This is a genomic window from Morganella sp. B601, from assembly GCF_051172335.1.
GTDB lineage: Bacteria > Pseudomonadota > Gammaproteobacteria > Enterobacterales > Enterobacteriaceae > Morganella > Morganella morganii.
The window spans coordinates 551,332-568,205 of record NZ_JBPIZE010000003.1 but is presented as its reverse complement, the minus strand read 5'-3'; the positions used below and the strand labels follow the sequence as shown (position 1 = coordinate 568,205).

General features: G+C 51.6%; 14 protein-coding genes. 12 read left to right on the top strand and 2 right to left on the bottom strand.

Going from position 1 to position 16,874, the window contains the following annotated elements; genetic code table 11:
* Positions 1–52 precede the first annotated feature (52 nt).
* A complete protein-coding gene (locus tag ACSBQN_RS11160; protein WP_024474157.1) occupies positions 53–1,348 on the bottom strand; it encodes a citrate synthase in 1,296 nt (431 codons plus the stop codon).
* 589 nt (positions 1,349–1,937) lie between these two features.
* On the opposite strand from ACSBQN_RS11160, the gene sdhC reads away from it, so the two are divergent.
* The 12 genes from sdhC to ybgE all read left to right on the top strand — a co-directional run bounded on the left by sdhC (position 1,938) and on the right by ybgE (position 15,826).
* Positions 1,938–2,327 carry a succinate dehydrogenase cytochrome b556 subunit gene (sdhC, locus tag ACSBQN_RS11155; protein ID WP_354632885.1) on the top strand — a complete coding sequence of 130 codons (390 nt, stop codon included), beginning with the start codon at positions 1,938–1,940 and terminating at the stop codon, positions 2,325–2,327.
* On the top strand, positions 2,321–2,680 hold the full coding sequence (gene sdhD, locus ACSBQN_RS11150; protein ID WP_004235642.1) for a succinate dehydrogenase, hydrophobic membrane anchor protein: 360 nt from the start codon (positions 2,321–2,323) through the stop codon (positions 2,678–2,680). The genes sdhC and sdhD overlap by 7 nt, the downstream gene beginning before the upstream one ends.
* Positions 2,681–4,447 (top strand): succinate dehydrogenase flavoprotein subunit, encoded by a 1,767-nt coding sequence (gene sdhA / locus ACSBQN_RS11145; protein WP_004235643.1) that lies wholly within the window; start codon positions 2,681–2,683, stop codon positions 4,445–4,447. It abuts the gene before it with no gap.
* A gap of 34 nt (positions 4,448–4,481) precedes the next feature.
* Positions 4,482–5,198 (top strand): succinate dehydrogenase iron-sulfur subunit, encoded by a 717-nt coding sequence (locus tag ACSBQN_RS11140; RefSeq protein WP_004235644.1) that lies wholly within the window; start codon positions 4,482–4,484, stop codon positions 5,196–5,198.
* Positions 5,199–5,659: 461 nt separating this feature from the next.
* Positions 5,660–8,464 (top strand): 2-oxoglutarate dehydrogenase E1 component, encoded by a 2,805-nt coding sequence (gene sucA / locus ACSBQN_RS11135; RefSeq protein ID WP_024474155.1) that lies wholly within the window; start codon positions 5,660–5,662, stop codon positions 8,462–8,464.
* Between the two features lie 14 nt (positions 8,465–8,478).
* Complete coding sequence (gene odhB, locus ACSBQN_RS11130) at positions 8,479–9,690, top strand: 2-oxoglutarate dehydrogenase complex dihydrolipoyllysine-residue succinyltransferase (protein WP_004241611.1); 1,212 nt, start codon at positions 8,479–8,481, stop codon at positions 9,688–9,690.
* 164 nt (positions 9,691–9,854) lie between these two features.
* Entirely contained in the window at positions 9,855–11,021 is a 1,167-nt protein-coding gene (gene sucC / locus ACSBQN_RS11125) for an ADP-forming succinate--CoA ligase subunit beta (RefSeq protein ID WP_004235648.1), read from the top strand.
* Positions 11,021–11,893, top strand: a complete 873-nt coding sequence (gene sucD, locus ACSBQN_RS11120; protein WP_036407438.1) for a succinate--CoA ligase subunit alpha — start codon at positions 11,021–11,023, stop codon at positions 11,891–11,893. The genes sucC and sucD overlap by 1 nt, the downstream gene beginning before the upstream one ends.
* A gap of 802 nt (positions 11,894–12,695) precedes the next feature.
* Entirely contained in the window at positions 12,696–14,258 is a 1,563-nt protein-coding gene (gene cydA / locus ACSBQN_RS11115) for a cytochrome ubiquinol oxidase subunit I (protein ID WP_004235650.1), read from the top strand.
* A gap of 14 nt (positions 14,259–14,272) precedes the next feature.
* Entirely contained in the window at positions 14,273–15,415 is a 1,143-nt protein-coding gene (gene cydB / locus ACSBQN_RS11110; protein ID WP_004235651.1) for a cytochrome d ubiquinol oxidase subunit II, read from the top strand.
* A 13-nt stretch (positions 15,416–15,428) separates the two neighbouring features.
* Positions 15,429–15,536, top strand: coding sequence for a cytochrome bd-I oxidase subunit CydX (cydX, locus tag ACSBQN_RS11105; protein ID WP_004235652.1), 108 nt, complete (start codon positions 15,429–15,431; stop codon positions 15,534–15,536).
* A gap of 5 nt (positions 15,537–15,541) precedes the next feature.
* Positions 15,542–15,826, top strand: coding sequence for a cyd operon protein YbgE (gene ybgE, locus ACSBQN_RS11100; RefSeq protein WP_015422547.1), 285 nt, complete (start codon positions 15,542–15,544; stop codon positions 15,824–15,826).
* Positions 15,827–15,894: 68 nt separating this feature from the next.
* Here ybgE and ACSBQN_RS11095 read toward each other — a convergent pair whose 3' ends face one another.
* Positions 15,895–16,788, bottom strand: coding sequence for a LysR family transcriptional regulator (locus tag ACSBQN_RS11095; protein WP_024474152.1), 894 nt, complete (start codon positions 16,786–16,788; stop codon positions 15,895–15,897).
* Positions 16,789–16,874: the final 86 nt, after the last annotated feature.

The window sequence follows — 16,874 nt, the reverse complement described above, 5'->3', positions numbered from 1 at the left end:
ATGCATAAAAAAACCCTCCGGAGAGGGTTTTATAAGGATTAATACGGTATTGTCACGATGAACAGCGTTTGGTGACTTTGGTTTCAAACGGACGCTCAGTGTAACCGGTATAAAGCTGACGCGGACGGGCAATTTTGAGGCCGTCGTCGTGCATTTCGCTCCAGTGGGCGATCCAGCCGATGGTGCGGCCGATAGCAAAGATCACCGTAAACATATTTGACGGGATACCCAGCGCTTTCAGGATGATACCGGAGTAAAAATCCACGTTCGGGTAGAGTTTCTTCTCGATAAAGTACGGGTCGTTCAGCGCGATACGTTCCAGCTCCATCGCCACTTCGAGCAGGCTGTCATTCAGGCCCAGTTCGTTCAGTACTTCGTGACAGGTTTCACGCATTACTTTGGCACGCGGGTCATGGTTTTTGTACACGCGGTGGCCGAAGCCCATCAGACGGAAAGAGTCATTTTTATCTTTCGCGCGCTCAATAAAGGCCGGGATGTGATCGACGGTCTGGATCTCTTCCAGCATACGCAGGCAGGCTTCGTTCGCGCCGCCGTGAGCAGGTCCCCACAGGGAGGCAATACCGGCTGCGATACAGGCGAACGGGTTGGCACCGGAAGAACCGGCGGTCCGGACAGTGGAAGTGGAGGCGTTTTGTTCGTGGTCTGCGTGCAGGATCAGGATTCTGTCCATGGCACGTTCCAGCACCGGATTAACCACATACTCTTCACACGGGGTGGCAAACATCATACGCAGGAAGTTACCGGCGTAGGAAAGATTGTTCTTCGGATAGACAAACGGCTGCCCGACAGAATATTTGTAACACATTGCCGCGACGGTCGGCATTTTGGAGAGCAGACGGTAGGCCGCAATTTCGCGGTGGCGCGGATTATTCACATCCAGCGAATCATGGTAGAACGCCGCCAGTGCGCCGGTCACGCCGCAGAGCACGGCCATCGGGTGAGAGTCACGGCGGAACCCGTTGAATAAGCGGGTGATCTGCTCGTGGATCATGGTGTGGCGTTTTACGGTTTCTTTAAATTCGTCATACTCTTTCTGATCAGGCGCTTCGCCGTACAGCAGGATATAGCACACTTCCAGATAATCAGATTTCATCGCCAGTTCTTCAATCGGGAAGCCGCGATGTAACAGGATACCTTGATCACCGTCGATATACGTGATTTTTGATTCACAGGACGCAGTGGAGGTGAAGCCGGGATCAAAGGTGTAGTAGCCTTTTCCGCCGAGCGTCCGGACATCAACTACGGGCTGGCCGAGAGTCGGGCTCAGGATATCCAGATCAGTAACCCTGACGCCGTTTAGTGTCAGCTCCGCCTTTGTATTAGACATGTAGGTCTCCTTAGCGCATTTATTATTTGTTTTTCAATCTTATTGTGATAACCCCTGATACGTTACCTGAATGGATACCGTACCTGGTGTTACGTTATCCGGTACGGCGCATAGTGGGTTATCAGATTGTTAATGAAACTTTGTGTTGCGATAAAAGTTATGTTGTACAGCAAGATATTGTGCATTTTTTGCAAGTTACACTTTTGCATAAGTTTGCACTTACGGGAAGTCTTTCTTGCCGGTAATCGTCGTTTTAATTTTTGTATTTAACCACATAATGTAATTCAAATGTTGTCAGAATGTCACAAGTAATAATAATGGGCGTTTTTATTGTGTGAACCGTGATCTTATTCACTGTTCTGGCTAAATCTGACCAAACATTTTGTATGGGAATTGTAATCATATTGTGAAGTCCATATACTGCCTCAAGGTCTCCGGAATTCCCTGAAGCAGGAGCACCCAGCGTAACTGAATCATTACTTTTGTAAAACAATACGGATGTTGATTTTACTTAAGGATTGTTCTTATTTCCCCAGCGCTGTCTGATTTCCGCCCGGGTCCGGAGGAAGGAAAAATAATAAAGAGCTGTGTGGGCAAAATTGTGAAAAAACAACGACCTGTCAATTTAGACTTGCAGACGATCCACTTTCCGATCCCTGCAATCGCTTCAATTTTACACCGTGTCTCAGGCGTCATTACCTTCATTGCTGTAGCGATTCTGCTGTGGTTATTAGGGTTGTCGCTGTCCTCGCCGGAAGGGTTTGCGCAGGCTGCTGATATCATGAGCGGTTTCTTCGCGAAGTTTATCTTCTGGGGCATCCTCACTGCATTGGCTTACCACATCTGTGGTGGCATTCGTCACATGTTAATGGATTTCGGATTTGTTGATGAAACGCTGGCTGCCGGTATTTCATCCGCGAAGATTTCCATGGTTCTGACTGTGATTTTAGCCGTGTTGGCGGGGGTTCTGGTATGGTGAAAAATTCAAAAATCAGTGCGACCACGCTCGGCCGTAACGGGATTCAGGATTGGTTAATTCTGCGTGCCAGCGCCATTGTGATTACACTTTATGTACTCTACCTCGTCGGTTTTGTGGCTTTTACCTCTGACATCACTTATGACGTCTGGTACAGCTTCTTTACCGCTTCATTCACTCAGGTGTTCACCACCCTGACACTGATCGCCATTCTCGCCCATGCCTGGGTCGGGTTATGGCAGGTACTGACGGATTACGTCAAGTGCCTGAGCCTGCGCCTGCTGCTGCAATTTATTATCATTATTGTGCTGGCAGCCTATGTCATTTACGGTTCAATCATTGTGTGGGGTGTCTAAATGAGCTTACCTGTCAGAGAGTTTGACGCAGTTGTTATCGGTGCAGGCGGTGCAGGTATGCGCGCGGCACTTCAGATTTCTCAGTCCGGCCTGTCCTGTGCCCTGTTATCCAAAGTGTTCCCGACCCGCTCTCATACAGTATCCGCCCAGGGCGGTATCACTGTGGCGCTGGGGAATACCCATCCGGATAACTGGGAATGGCACATGTACGACACCGTAAAAGGGTCAGATTATATCGGTGACCAGGATGCTATCGAATACATGTGTAAAACCGGCCCGGAAGCGGTGCTGGAACTGGAGCACATGGGGTTACCGTTCTCCCGTCTGGACGACGGCAGTATTTATCAGCGTCCGTTCGGCGGACAATCCAAAGATTTCGGGGGCGAGCAGGCTGCACGTACTGCCGCTGCGGCTGACCGTACCGGTCACGCACTCCTGCATACGCTGTATCAGCAGAACCTGAAAAATCACACCACAATTTTCTCCGAATGGTATGCCCTGGATCTGGTGAAAAACCAGGACGGCGCCATTATGGGTACCACCGCTATCTGTATCGAAACCGGTGAAGTGGTCTATTTCAAAGCCAAAGCCACCATTCTGGCGACCGGTGGTGCGGGGCGTATCTATCAGTCCACCACCAACGCTCATATCAACACCGGTGATGGTGTCGGTATGGCGGTGCGTGCCGGTATTCCGTTGCAGGATATGGAAATGTGGCAGTTCCACCCGACCGGGATTGCCGGTGCCGGGGTGCTGGTCACTGAAGGCTGCCGTGGTGAGGGCGGTTATCTGCTCAATAAAGACGGCGAACGTTTTATGGAGCGCTACGCACCGAACGCCAAAGATCTTGCCGGGCGTGACGTGGTTGCCCGTTCCATTATGATCGAGATCCGCGAAGGCCGTGGTTGTGACGGCCCGTGGGGTCCGCATGCCAAACTGAAACTCGACCATCTGGGCAAAGAAGTGCTGGAATCCCGTCTGCCGGGTATCCTGGAACTGTCACGGACATTCGCCCACGTTGACCCGGTCAAAGAGCCGATTCCGGTTATTCCGACCTGCCACTATATGATGGGCGGCATCCCGACCAAAGTCACCGGTCAGGTTGTGACCATGAATGAGCAGGGCGAGGATGTGCTGGTTCCGGGTCTGTTTGCGGTCGGTGAAATTGCCTGTGTTTCTGTTCACGGTGCAAACCGCCTCGGCGGTAACTCTCTGCTTGACCTGGTGGTCTTCGGCCGTTCAGCCGGCCTGCATCTGAAAGAATCCATTCTGGAGCAGGGCGCAATGCGTGATGCCGGTGAATCGGATATCGATGCGGCACTGGCGCGTCTGAACCGCTGGAATAACACCCGCAGCGGTGAGGATCCGGTTGCTATCCGCAAGGCTCTGCAATCCTGTATGCAGCACAACTTCTCGGTATTCCGCGAAGGGGATGCGATGGCCAAGGGACTGGAAGAGCTGAAAGCCATTAAAGAGCGTCTGCAGTATGCGCGTCTGGATGATACCTCATCAGAATTCAACACCCAGCGCATCGAGTGTCTGGAGCTGGATAACCTGATGGAAACGGCGTATTCCACTGCAATGGCCGCCAACTTCCGTACTGAAAGCCGTGGTGCGCACAGCCGCTTTGACTATCCGGATCGCGATGATGCGAACTGGCTGTGTCATTCCCTGTACCTGCCGCAATCTGAAACCATGACACGCCGTGCGGTGAACATGCAGCCTAAGCTGCGTGACCCATTCCCGCCGAAGATTCGTACTTACTGATGTGTGGTGATGAGGCATTTGCGGAGAGAATACTATGAAAGTTGAATTTTCAGTTTATCGCTATAACCCGGATGTGGATAACGCACCACACATGCAGAACTATCAGCTGGATGTGGAAGAAGGCCGGGACATGATGGTGCTGGATGCACTGATTCTGCTGAAAGAGCAGGATCCGAGCCTGTCATTCCGCCGCTCCTGTCGTGAAGGGGTGTGTGGTTCTGACGGTATCAATATGAACGGCAAAAACGGTCTGGCCTGTATCACTCCGTTGTCGGCACTGATGAAAGGCGGTAAAAAAGTGGTGATCCGTCCGCTGCCGGGCTTACCGGTGGTGCGGGATCTGGTAGTGGATATGGGGCAGTTCTACGCGCAGTATGAAAAGATCCGCCCGTATCTGATCAACGACAACAAAAACCCGCCGGCGCGTGAGCATTTACAGTCACCGGCGCAGCGTGAAAAGCTCGATGGTCTGTACGAATGTATCCTGTGTGCCTGCTGCTCGACATCCTGCCCGTCCTTCTGGTGGAACCCGGACAAATTTATCGGCCCGGCCGGTTTATTAGCCGCGTACCGCTTCCTGACGGACAGCCGCGATACCGAGACAGAATCCCGTCTTGACGACATCAGTGATGCTTTCAGCGTATTCCGCTGTCACGGCATCATGAACTGCGTCAGTGTATGTCCGAAAGGGCTGAATCCGACAAAAGCAATTGGTCATATTAAATCAATGTTACTGAAACGCAGTGCATAATTGACTTTATTCTGCTTAAGCGATTGATAATAATAAGATGCCTGCCCGGCAGGCATCTTTTACCAACCCGTAACAATAGGTATAATCTATCGCAGTAAGTGTTAGAAGCGACAATAAATGTAGTTAATTGTGATTAAGATGTGAGTTTTTTGGTTCAAATGTAAGTATGGTTATAGACAGCACAGGGATCTTCAGCAACGGTTATTCCGTTGCTAAAGGTTCCTCAGGGATACACAGAACATAAGATGCACAAGCACCACCCGGGAATCCTTTACGCACCGCAATGTATCGCGGTATTAGTTATCACGGCGAAAACTAAACCCGGCCTCATTCAGGTTGCAGGGCAGCGGCAGACGGGGAATCCGCAGAACAGAACCACTCTGTTTTCCGGACGGACACGCAGCCGGTACACCGCAGCCGGAAAGACAACGGGGATGAAGCTCTAAGCTTAAGGGATCATAATGCAGAACGGCGCACTGAAGGACTGGCTGGATTCCAGCTTTCTGGCTGGAGAAAACCAGGCCTACATAGAAGATATCTATGAAGACTATCTGAACGATCCGTCCTCCGTCGATGGAAGTTGGCGGGAGATTTTCGACTCACTGCCAAAAGCGGACATCACAGAACAACCTCATTCACAGACGCGCGACTACTTCCGTCGTCTGGCCAAAGATTCAACCCGCTACCACACTTCCGTCAGCGATCCGGCGATGGATTCCAAGCAGGTCAAAGTCCTGCAGCTTATCAACGCATTCCGCTTCCGCGGTCATCAGAATGCCAACCTTGACCCGCTCGGCCTGTGGAAACAGGAACCGGTTCCGGATCTGGACCCGGCGTTCCACAATCTGACCAAAGCCGATTTTGATGAAACCTTTAACGTCGGTTCTTTTGCCATCGGCAGCGAAACCATGCAGCTGAGCGAGTTGTTTGATGCATTAAAACGCATTTACTGCGGCTCCATCGGTGCCGAGTATATGCACATCACCAATACCGAAGAGAAACGCTGGCTCCAGCAACGTCTGGAATCCGTTGACGTCAGTAAGCTGTTCAGTGCTGATGAAAAACGGCGTTTCCTGGCGGATCTGACCGCAGCCGAAGGGCTGGAGCGTTATCTCGGGGCGAAATTCCCGGGCGCAAAACGCTTCTCACTGGAAGGGGGCGATTCCCTCATTCCGATGCTGAAAGATCTGATCCGTCATGCAGGTAAGCAGGACACCCGCGAAGTGGTGCTGGGTATGGCACACCGCGGCCGTCTGAACGTTCTGGTTAACCTGTTCGGTAAAAAACCGGCGGATCTGTTTGATGAGTTTGCCGGTAAACACAAAGATCATCTGGGTACCGGTGACGTGAAATACCATCAGGGTTTCTCGTCCGATTTCGTGACGGAAGGGGCTCAGGTGCATCTGGCACTCGCCTTCAACCCGTCTCACCTTGAGATTGTCAGCCCGGTGGTCATCGGTTCTGTCCGCGCCCGCCGCGACCGTCTGCCGGAAAGCCTGAGCAAAATGGTTCTGCCAATCACCATTCACGGTGACTCAGCAGTAACCGGCCAGGGGATTGTTCAGGAAACCCTGAACATGTCACAGGCACGGGGCTATGAAGTGGGCGGGACTGTCCGCATTGTTATCAATAACCAGATTGGTTTCACCACCTCCAACCCGAAAGATACCCGGTCAACGGAATACTGTACTGACATCATGAAGATGGTACAGGCGCCTATTTTCCACGTGAATGCCGATGATCCGGAAGCGGTGGCCTTTGTGACCCGCCTGGCACTGGATTTCCGTAACACCTTTAACCGCGATGTGATGATCGACCTGGTCTGCTACCGCCGGCACGGCCATAACGAGGCGGATGAGCCGAGTGCAACCCAGCCGATGATGTACCAGAAAATCAAACAGCACCCGACACCGCGCAAAATCTACGGCGATAAACTGATTGCCGAAGGTGTGGTCGCTGCCGGTGATGTGACTGAAATGGTCAATATGTACCGTGATGCGATGGATCGCGGTGACTGTGTGGTGGAAGAGTGGCGTGAAATCGGTAAAGCCGCGCTCACCTGGGAACCGTACCTGAATCACAACTGGAATGACAGCTACGCCAATAAAGTGGAACTGAAACGCCTCGGTGATCTGGCGCGCCGTATCAGTACCGTTCCGGAAGAAGTGCATATGCACCCGCGTGTCGAAAAAATCTATACCGACCGTGCGGAAATGGCGGAAGGTAACAAACTGCTCGACTGGGGTGCGGCTGAGAATCTGGCTTACGCAACACTGGTGGATGAAGGTGTTCCGGTGCGTCTGTCCGGTGAGGATGCGGGACGCGGTACGTTCTTCCATCGTCACGCGGTTATCCATAACCAGAGCAACGGCTCCTGCTATGTGCCGCTGATGAATGTCCATAACGCCCAGGGACGCTTCAATGTGTGGGACTCCGTCCTGTCTGAGGAAGCGGTACTGGCCTTTGAATACGGTTATGCAACCACTGATCCGCGCGGCCTGACTATCTGGGAAGCCCAGTTCGGTGACTTCGCCAACGTGGCTCAGGTGGTGATTGATCAGTTCATCAGCTCCGGCGAACAGAAGTGGGGCCGGATGTGCGGACTGGTGATGTTACTGCCGCACGGCTACGAAGGCCAGGGGCCGGAGCACTCCAGCGCCCGTCTGGAACGCTACCTCCAGCTTTGCGCGGAACAGAACATGCAGGTCTGTGTCCCGTCAACGCCGGCACAGGTTTACCATATGCTGCGCCGTCAGGCACTGCGCGGTATGCGCCGTCCGCTGATTGTCATGTCACCGAAATCACTGCTGCGTCACCCGCTGGCGGTCTCTTCTCTGGAAGAACTGGCCGAAGGCCGCTTTGAAGCAGTTATCGGTGAAGCTGATGATCTGAATCCGGCAGATGTGAAGCGCGTTGTGCTGTGTTCCGGTAAGGTTTACTACGATTTACTGGAGCAGCGCCGCAAGAATAATCAGACGGATGTGGCGATTATCCGTATTGAACAGCTCTATCCGTTCCCGCATGAAGATATCCATGCGATTCTCGCACCATTCAGCCATGTGAAAGATTTTGTCTGGTGCCAGGAAGAGCCGCTCAACCAGGGCGCGTGGTACTGCTGCCAGCATAATTTCCGTGATGCGGTTCCGGCAGGTGCGGCACTGCGTTATGCGGGCCGTCCGGCATCCGCCTCTCCGGCCGTGGGTTATACGTCTGTTCACCAGCAGCAACAACAAGAGCTGGTTAATGATGCACTGAACGTTGAATAAATTAAGGAAAAGCAATGAGTAGCATAGAAATTCTGGTTCCTGATCTCCCCGAGTCTGTTGCCGATGCCACCGTGGCAACCTGGCACAAAAAACCGGGTGACAGCGTCGAACGTGATGAAGTGCTGGTGGAAATTGAAACAGACAAAGTTGTGCTGGAAGTTCCTGCCAGTGATTCCGGTGTTCTGGAAGCGGTGCTGGAAGAAGAAGGGGCAACCGTCCTCTCTAAACAACTGCTCGGGCGCATCCGTCTGGGCGACAGCACCGGTCTGCCTGCAGAAATAAAAGAAAAAGTACAGTCCACACCGGCACAGCGTCAGAACGCCGGTCTGGATGAAGAAACCAATGATGCGGTAAGCCCTGCTGTGCGCCGCCTGCTCGCAGAGCACGGCCTGAAAGCGGCAGATATTACCGGCAGTGGTGTCGGTGGTCGTCTGACCCGTGAAGATGTTGAGAAATATCTGTCTCAGCAGCCGAAAGCACCTGCAAAAGCCGCCGCTGAGCCGGTTTCTCAGGCCGGTTTACCGCACCGCAGTGAAAAACGCGTGCCGATGACCCGTCTGCGCAAGCGTGTGGCAGAGCGTCTGCTGGAAGCGAAAAATAACACCGCAATGCTGACCACCTTTAACGAGGTGAGCATGAAGCCGGTGATGGATATGCGCAAACAGTATGGCGAATCCTTTGAAAAACGCCACGGTGTGCGCCTCGGTTTCATGTCGTTCTATGTGAAAGCGGTGGTTGAGGCACTGAAACGTTATCCGGAAGTGAACGCTTCTATAGACGGTACTGATGTGGTGTATCACAACTATTTCGATATCAGTATTGCGGTCTCCACACCGCGCGGTCTGGTGACCCCGGTCCTGCGTGATGCGGATGCGCTGAGCATGGCTGAAATCGAAAAACGCATTAAAGAGCTGGCTGTCAAAGGTCAGGAAGGCAAACTGACAGTGGAAGATCTGACCGGCGGTAACTTTACCATTACCAATGGCGGGGTATTCGGCTCACTGATGTCCACACCTATCATTAACCCGCCGCAGAGTGCGATTCTGGGGATGCATGCTATCAAAGATCGTCCGATGGCGGTAAATGGTCAGGTGGTGATCCTGCCGATGATGTACCTGGCGCTCTCTTATGACCACCGTCTGATTGATGGCCGTGAATCTGTCGGATTCCTCGTGACCATTAAAGAGATGTTAGAAGATCCGGCACGTTTACTGCTCGACGTGTAATGCTTTTTGTTTTTTAGTTTGGCTCATCCGGGCGGCATCGCGCTAAAACCGCCCGGCTGAACTCGCGACAGTGAATCTGTGTCCCTGCGCCGGGAGACCGGCGCTATCCAGGCAACAACAATAAGAGAGTCCGCTCTCATCAGACAAATTATGGATAGAACATCATGAATTTACACGAGTATCAGGCAAAACAACTCTTCACCCGGTATGGTTTACCTGCACCGGCAGGCTATGCCTGCTCCACACCCCGTGAAGCGGAAGAAGCAGCATCCAAAATCGGCAGCGGCCCGTGGGTCGTGAAATGCCAGGTTCATGCCGGGGGCCGCGGGAAAGCGGGCGGTGTGAAACTGGTTAAGAGCAAAGACGAAATTCGCGCGTTTGCCGAACAATGGTTAGGCAAGCGTCTGGTAACCTATCAGACAGATGCACTGGGTCAGCCTGTGCATCAGGTGCTGGTGGAAGGCGCAACAGATATCGCCAAAGAGCTTTATCTGGGCGCCGTGGTGGATCGCGGTTCACGCCGCGTGGTCTTTATGGCTTCCACTGAAGGTGGTGTCGAAATTGAGAAAGTGGCTCACGAAACACCGGAACTGATCCACAAAGCCGTGATTGACCCGCTGACCGGCCCGATGCCGTATCAGGGGCGCGAGCTGGCGTTTAAACTGGGTTTAACCGGTAAATTAGTCAGCCAGTTCACCAAAATCTTTATGGGACTGGCAACCATGTTCCTGGAGCGTGATCTGGCCATGGCAGAAATCAATCCGCTGGTTATCACCACTCAGGACGAGCTTATCTGCCTTGACGGCAAATTAGGTATTGACGGTAACGCTCTGTACCGCCAGCCGGAACTGCGTGAAATGCATGATCCGTCACAGGAAGATGCCCGCGAAGCACAGGCTGCACAGTGGGAACTGAACTATGTGGCACTGGACGGCAATATCGGCTGTATGGTGAACGGTGCCGGCCTGGCAATGGGCACCATGGATATCGTCAAACTGCACGGCGGTGAGCCGGCGAACTTCCTGGATGTCGGCGGCGGCGCAACCAAAGAGCGCGTAACGGAAGCCTTTAAAATCATTCTGTCTGACGAAAACGTCAAAGCGGTCTTCGTTAATATCTTCGGCGGGATTGTCCGTTGTGACCTGATTGCGGACGGGATTATCGGCGCGGTTGAGGAAGTTGGTGTCAGTGTGCCGGTGGTTGTGCGCCTGGAAGGGAATAACGCGGAACTGGGTGCGGAAAAACTGGCGAAAAGTGGTCTGAATATTATTGCGGCAACCAGCCTGACGGATGCTGCGAAACGTGTTGTTGCAGCAGTGGGAGCGAAATAATGTCTATTTTAATCGATAAGAACACCAAAGTTATCTGTCAGGGATTCACAGGTAGCCAGGGGACTTTCCACTCTGAACAGGCGATTGCGTACGGCACCAAAATGGTCGGCGGTGTAACGCCGGGCAAAGGCGGTACAACACATTTAGGTTTACCGGTCTTTAACACCGTGCGTGACGCGGTGGAAGCCACCGGTGCGACCGCTTCTGTTATTTATGTACCGGCACCGTTTTGTAAAGACTCGATTCTGGAAGCGATTGATGCAGGTATCAAGCTGATTATCACCATCACGGAAGGTATCCCGACCCTGGATATGCTGACCGTCAAAGTGAAGCTGGATGAAGCAGGTGTACGGATGATCGGCCCGAACTGTCCGGGTGTTATCACGCCGGGTGAGTGCAAAATCGGGATCATGCCGGGACATATCCATCTGCCGGGCAAAGTGGGGATCGTTTCCCGTTCAGGTACGCTGACTTATGAAGCGGTGAAACAGACGACTGATGCCGGTCTGGGGCAGTCCACTTGTGTGGGTATCGGCGGTGACCCGATTCCGGGTTCTAACTTTATTGATATCCTGCAGATGTTCCAGAACGACCCGCAGACAGAAGCGATTGTTATGATCGGTGAAATCGGCGGCAGTGCGGAAGAAGAAGCGGCTGCCTTTATCAAAGACCATGTCACCAAACCTGTCGTGGCGTATATCGCGGGTGTGACTGCGCCGAAAGGCAAACGTATGGGTCATGCGGGGGCGATTATCGCAGGCGGGAAGGGGACAGCAGATGAGAAATTTGCCGCCCTTGAAGCCGCCGGTGTGAAGACGGTCCGCAGTCTGGCCGATATCGGTGATGCGGTAAAAGCGATTCTGAATAAATAATTCCTGCCATTATTATACAGCCGGAGCCGGTTTCATGCCGCTTCCGGCTGTTTTTTGATCTGAACACAATTCCGCCATTTCTGCCTGATTACACGCTTTTACTCACCATTTCCTGTTATTGCTGTTGTTTTAAGCAATTTTCTTAATTGTTCTGAAACGCCTGCTGTATCGTTTACACAGCAAAAAGTCTCAGGTATAAAAGGGCGTTTTTTATCATCTTGATTTATACTTAATTTTTGTGCCGAAAATGATTATTGTCGTGCGTTAATGCAAACAGACAATAACAGTTTTAGTGATAATTTATTTATAATTGAATTATCCGGCTCATGAAATTAACCAGAATTGCTGATGAAAATAAAAGGTTAATAAAAAGCGCATATATTATTGGTATTTTTCTGTCAGGTTGTATTTGTGTGTACATTGCCGTAACAATAAAGTAACTCAATGACCATATATGCGATTTTAATTAACACCGAGAGGAAAAATTGACATAAATCAATCTATTGCACTGGCATTATTTCGGTGATTTGTTTAAATTGTGGCAGATCAAAATAGCCGAAAATGACTACGCTGTGCATTATTTGATATATCCTCAGAATTCCAATCTGAATCACGCAAAAGCGGTTTATTGTGTGCAAATATAAGCGTACTATTATTAGGGTGTCTATTTAGGTGTTTTTTTGTTACTAATTTGTTATTGCATTTAGAGGCATTTATTGCTGGTAGTTATGTTGCTTTCTTTCTTCAGGAAAGCTTGGGTTGCCGCATGTCGGTGTCTTCCTGCTAGGAGCAAGGAGTCAAGATGTTTGATATTGTCGAACTGTCGCGATTACAGTTTGCCTTAACAGCGATGTACCACTTCTTATTTGTACCGCTAACATTAGGGATGTCCTTCATGTTAGCGATCATGGAAACGGTATACGTCCTGTCCGGTAAACAAATCTATAAAGATATGACGAAGTTCTGGGGCAAGTTATTTGGTATTAACTTCGCTCTGGGTGTTGCTACCGGTCTGACCATGGAGTTCCAGTTCGGGACAAACTGGTCATACTACTCTCACTATGTCGGTGATATCTTCGGTGCGCCTCTGGCAATCGAAGGTCTGATGGCATTCTTCCTCGAATCCACCTTCGTGGGTCTGTTCTTCTTCGGCTGGGATCGTCTCAGTAAGAAACAGCACCTGATGGTGACCTGGTTCGTTGCGCTCGGTTCCAACTTCTCTGCACTGTGGATCCTGGTGGCAAACGGCTGGATGCAGAACCCGATTGCTGCTGATTTCAACTTTGAAACCATGCGTATGGAGATGCTGAGCTTCTCCGAACTGGTTCTCAACCCGGTTGCACAGGTTAAATTTGTGCACACAGTGGCTGCCGGCTACTGTACCGGTGCGATCTTCGTACTGTCTATCAGTGCGTGGTATCTGATGAAGGGCCGTGATCTCGCATTTGCAAAACGCTCTTTTGCGATTGCAGCAAGCTTTGGTATCGCCGCTGTGTTATCCGTTATCGTGCTGGGTGATGAATCCGGTTATGAAATGGGTGACGTACAGAAAACCAAACTCGCCGCGATTGAAGGTGAGTGGCATACCCAGCCTGCGCCTGCATCATTTAACGTGATTGCGTTCCCTAATCAGGAAAAAATGGAAAACAGTTTTGCGATTGAGATTCCGTACCTGATGGGTCTTATCACCACCCGTTCAATTGATACTCCGGTTCTCGGCCTGCGTGACCTGATGGTGCAGCACGAAGCCCGTATCCGTAACGGTATGGTGGCGTATGATCTGTTACAGCAGCTGCGTGGCGGTAATACCGACCCGGCAGTCCGTGATGCCTTTAATCAGAGCAAAAAAGACCTTGGTTACGGCTTACTGCTGAAACGCTATACCGATAACGTCGGTCAGGCAACTGAAGAGCAGATTCAGGCAGCAACCAAAGACTCCATTCCGCGTGTCGCACCGCTGTTCTGGGCATTCCGCCTGATGGTGGCTGCCGGTGGTCTGATGCTGATCGTTCTGGGTCTGTCATTCCTGAGTGTACTGCGCAATCGTATCGGCAAGTCCAAATGGCTGCTGCGTGCTGCATTCCTCAGCCTGCCGTTACCGTGGATTGGTGTTGAAGCAGGCTGGTTCGTTGCTGAATATGGCCGTCAGCCATGGGCAGTCGGTGAAGTGTTACCGACAGCATATGCAACGTCACATCTGGCAGCCGGAGACATTCTGTTCTCTATGGCGCTGATTTGCGGCCTGTATACCTTATTCCTGATTGCTGAAATGTTCCTGATGTTCAAATTTGCACGTCTTGGTCCAAGCAGCTTAAAAACCGGCCGTTATCATTTCGAAACGTCCCCGGCACAAGACGCTAAGTAAACAGGAGCCCACTTATGTTTGATTATGAAATATTACGGTTTGTATGGTGGATCCTGATTGGCGTACTGCTGATTGGCTTCACTGTAACTGATGGCTTTGATATGGGCGTGGGTGTTCTGCTGCGTGTTATCGGCAGAAATGATACTGAACGCCGTATCATGATTAACGCGATTGCACCGCACTGGGACGGTAACCAGGTATGGCTTATCACCGCGGGTGGTGCACTGTTCGCAGCATGGCCGATGGTCTATGCGGCAGCATTCTCCGGTTTCTATATCGCAATGATTTTGGTCCTGGCGGCATTATTCTTCCGTCCGGTCGGTTTTGACTATCGTTCAAAACTGGAATCACCAAAATGGCGCGGTATGTGGGACTGGGGTATCTTTATCGGCAGTTTCGTACCGTCATTAGTGATCGGTGTGGCATTCGGTAACCTGTTACAGGGTGTACCGGTTGAGGTTAACTCCCAGCTGCAGGTGTCTTATGCAGGGAGCTTCTTCGGTCTGCTGAACCCGTACGGTCTGTTAGCCGGTTTAATCAGCCTGATGATGATCGTGGCGCACGGTGCAACTTACCTGCAGATGCGTACCACCGGTGATCTGCATGTGCGTGTGCGTAAAGCCACCACTATCACTGCTCTGCTGACATTTGTTCTGTTCGCAGCGGCCGGTGCATGGCTGATGTGGGGTGGTATCGATGGTTTCCGTGTTGTCTCTGACATCGACCATTTCGGTGCGTCTAACCCGGTTAATAAAGAAGTGGTACAGGAAGCAGGCGCATGGATGGCAAACTTCAATGCCTATCCAATCCTGTGGATCCTGCCTGCTATTGGTCTGGCATCACCTCTGCTGGTCGTGATGTTCACTGCAATGGATAAAGGCGCGTGGGCATTCCTGTTCACCTCGCTGACTATTGCCGGTGTGATCCTGACCTGTGGTACAGCAATGTTCCCGTTCATTATGCCTTCAAGCATCGACCCGAACGTCAGTCTGACCATGTGGGATGCAACCTCCAGCCTGTTTACTCTCCAGGTGATGACGGTTGTTGCGATTATCTTTGTACCACTTGTTCTCCTGTACACCATCTGGTGTTACGTGAAGATGGCAGGGCGTATTGATAAGTCCTTCATCGAAGAGAACAAACATACATTGTACTAAGGAGCAGATGAATATGTGGTATTTTGCATGGATCCTCGGAACGCTCCTGGCCTGTAGTATTGCTGTTATTGCAGCACTGGCTATTGAGCACCACGAAGATAAAGCCGCTTCAGGCGAGTAAGACGGATGCTGGATAAGTCTTACCAACTACTGGATAAGGGTCCCTTACGGGCCCTTGTCCTGATAATGGCGTTGGGGCTGGCATTGAGTGTGATCTGGGATCCGTCGCGTTTTGCGGCAAACACCAGTTCATTACAGATCTGGCAGGGACTGCTGATGATCTGGGCGGTATGCAGCGGCGCAATTTTCGGTCTGGCATTCCGGCCGAAGCGCGCAATCTGGAAGATTTTGTTCCATCCGCTTCCGGCGGTGGTGATTCTGGGTTACGGCCTTTATCATTTTTTCAGCTGATATAAACGTTTATGACTAAAAAGCCGTTCTGATGAACGGCTTTTTTTCTTTTCTGTTTCTGCCCCGGTTCACGGATAGCGCAGCAATGCGGCATTATCTGCAAAAAAGCGGGCAAAATAATCAATAAACACCCGGACCTTCTGCGGCAGATGCGCAGCGGGCGGAAATACCATATTGATGCTCTGATCCGGCACCGGCTGACGGGTGAATACCGGAACCAGTTTCTCCTCTGTCAGTTGTTCGCGGATATACCAGACCGGCAGCAGACTGTAACCCTGATGTGCAAGTGTCATGGTACGGATCGCCTGAATCGAATTAGAGATAAACACCCGGTTGTCCGGCGCGGGCAGATACTGACGCCGGTTGATACGGGCGGTCAGGTTGCTGTTGGCGATAAAGGGCAGAGCGGCGGGATCACTGCTTTCTGTCACACGGTGTTGCCGGATAAACGCCGGCGTTGCCACATAACAGACCGGAAAATCGGCGAGTTTGCGGAACCGCAGACCGCTGTCACTCAGCGTTCCCAGCCGGAACACCACATCCAGTTTCAGGGCAATCAAGTCACTCAGACTGTGATCGACGCGGTAATCTGCTCTGATCAGCGGATAACGCCCGGTGAAAGCAGGCAGCTGCGGCAGCAGAAATTGGCCGCCGAATTCTGCGGCGGCACTGAAACTCAGCGGCCCCTGTGGTTGTGCTGTCCCCGTTCTGACGGCATCCATCGCGCTGTCGAACTGTTGCAACAGCGGTTTGAATTGCTGATACAGTGCCTGGCCGGATTCTGTCAGCGTAAACTGCCGTGTGGTCCGGTGCAGCAATGTGGTGCTGAGCTCAGATTCCAGGGCTTTGATATGCAGACTGACCACCGATTTGCTCAGATTCAGGCGTGCGGCGGCCCGGGTAAATGAACCGGTATCCACAACATAAATAAAGGTATTGATCTTCTCAACAGATGTCAGCATAAGATTGTTTCGTTTTCTCAAACAGTATTGTCTATTTTGATGCATAGACGGCTGCGGTCAACTGCTTTTACACTGCTGGCCGGAGG

Excerpts from the sequence above, each read along its gene's own strand:
- ACSBQN_RS11160 (WP_024474157.1), bottom strand. The coding sequence starts at position 1,348 with ATGTCTAATACAAAGGCGGAGCTGACACTAAACGGCGTCAGGGTTACT.
- sdhD (WP_004235642.1), top strand. The coding sequence starts at position 2,321 with ATGGTGAAAAATTCAAAAATCAGTGCGACCACGCTCGGCCGTAACGGG.
- sdhA (WP_004235643.1), top strand. The coding sequence starts at position 2,681 with ATGAGCTTACCTGTCAGAGAGTTTGACGCAGTTGTTATCGGTGCAGGC.
- ACSBQN_RS11140 (WP_004235644.1), top strand. The coding sequence starts at position 4,482 with ATGAAAGTTGAATTTTCAGTTTATCGCTATAACCCGGATGTGGATAAC.
- sucA (WP_024474155.1), top strand. The coding sequence starts at position 5,660 with ATGCAGAACGGCGCACTGAAGGACTGGCTGGATTCCAGCTTTCTGGCT.
- odhB (WP_004241611.1), top strand. The coding sequence starts at position 8,479 with ATGAGTAGCATAGAAATTCTGGTTCCTGATCTCCCCGAGTCTGTTGCC.
- sucC (WP_004235648.1), top strand. The coding sequence starts at position 9,855 with ATGAATTTACACGAGTATCAGGCAAAACAACTCTTCACCCGGTATGGT.
- sucD (WP_036407438.1), top strand. The coding sequence starts at position 11,021 with ATGTCTATTTTAATCGATAAGAACACCAAAGTTATCTGTCAGGGATTC.
- cydA (WP_004235650.1), top strand. The coding sequence starts at position 12,696 with ATGTTTGATATTGTCGAACTGTCGCGATTACAGTTTGCCTTAACAGCG.
- cydB (WP_004235651.1), top strand. The coding sequence starts at position 14,273 with ATGTTTGATTATGAAATATTACGGTTTGTATGGTGGATCCTGATTGGC.
- cydX (WP_004235652.1), top strand. The coding sequence starts at position 15,429 with ATGTGGTATTTTGCATGGATCCTCGGAACGCTCCTGGCCTGTAGTATT.
- ybgE (WP_015422547.1), top strand. The coding sequence starts at position 15,542 with ATGCTGGATAAGTCTTACCAACTACTGGATAAGGGTCCCTTACGGGCC.
- ACSBQN_RS11095 (WP_024474152.1), bottom strand. The coding sequence starts at position 16,788 with ATGCTGACATCTGTTGAGAAGATCAATACCTTTATTTATGTTGTGGAT.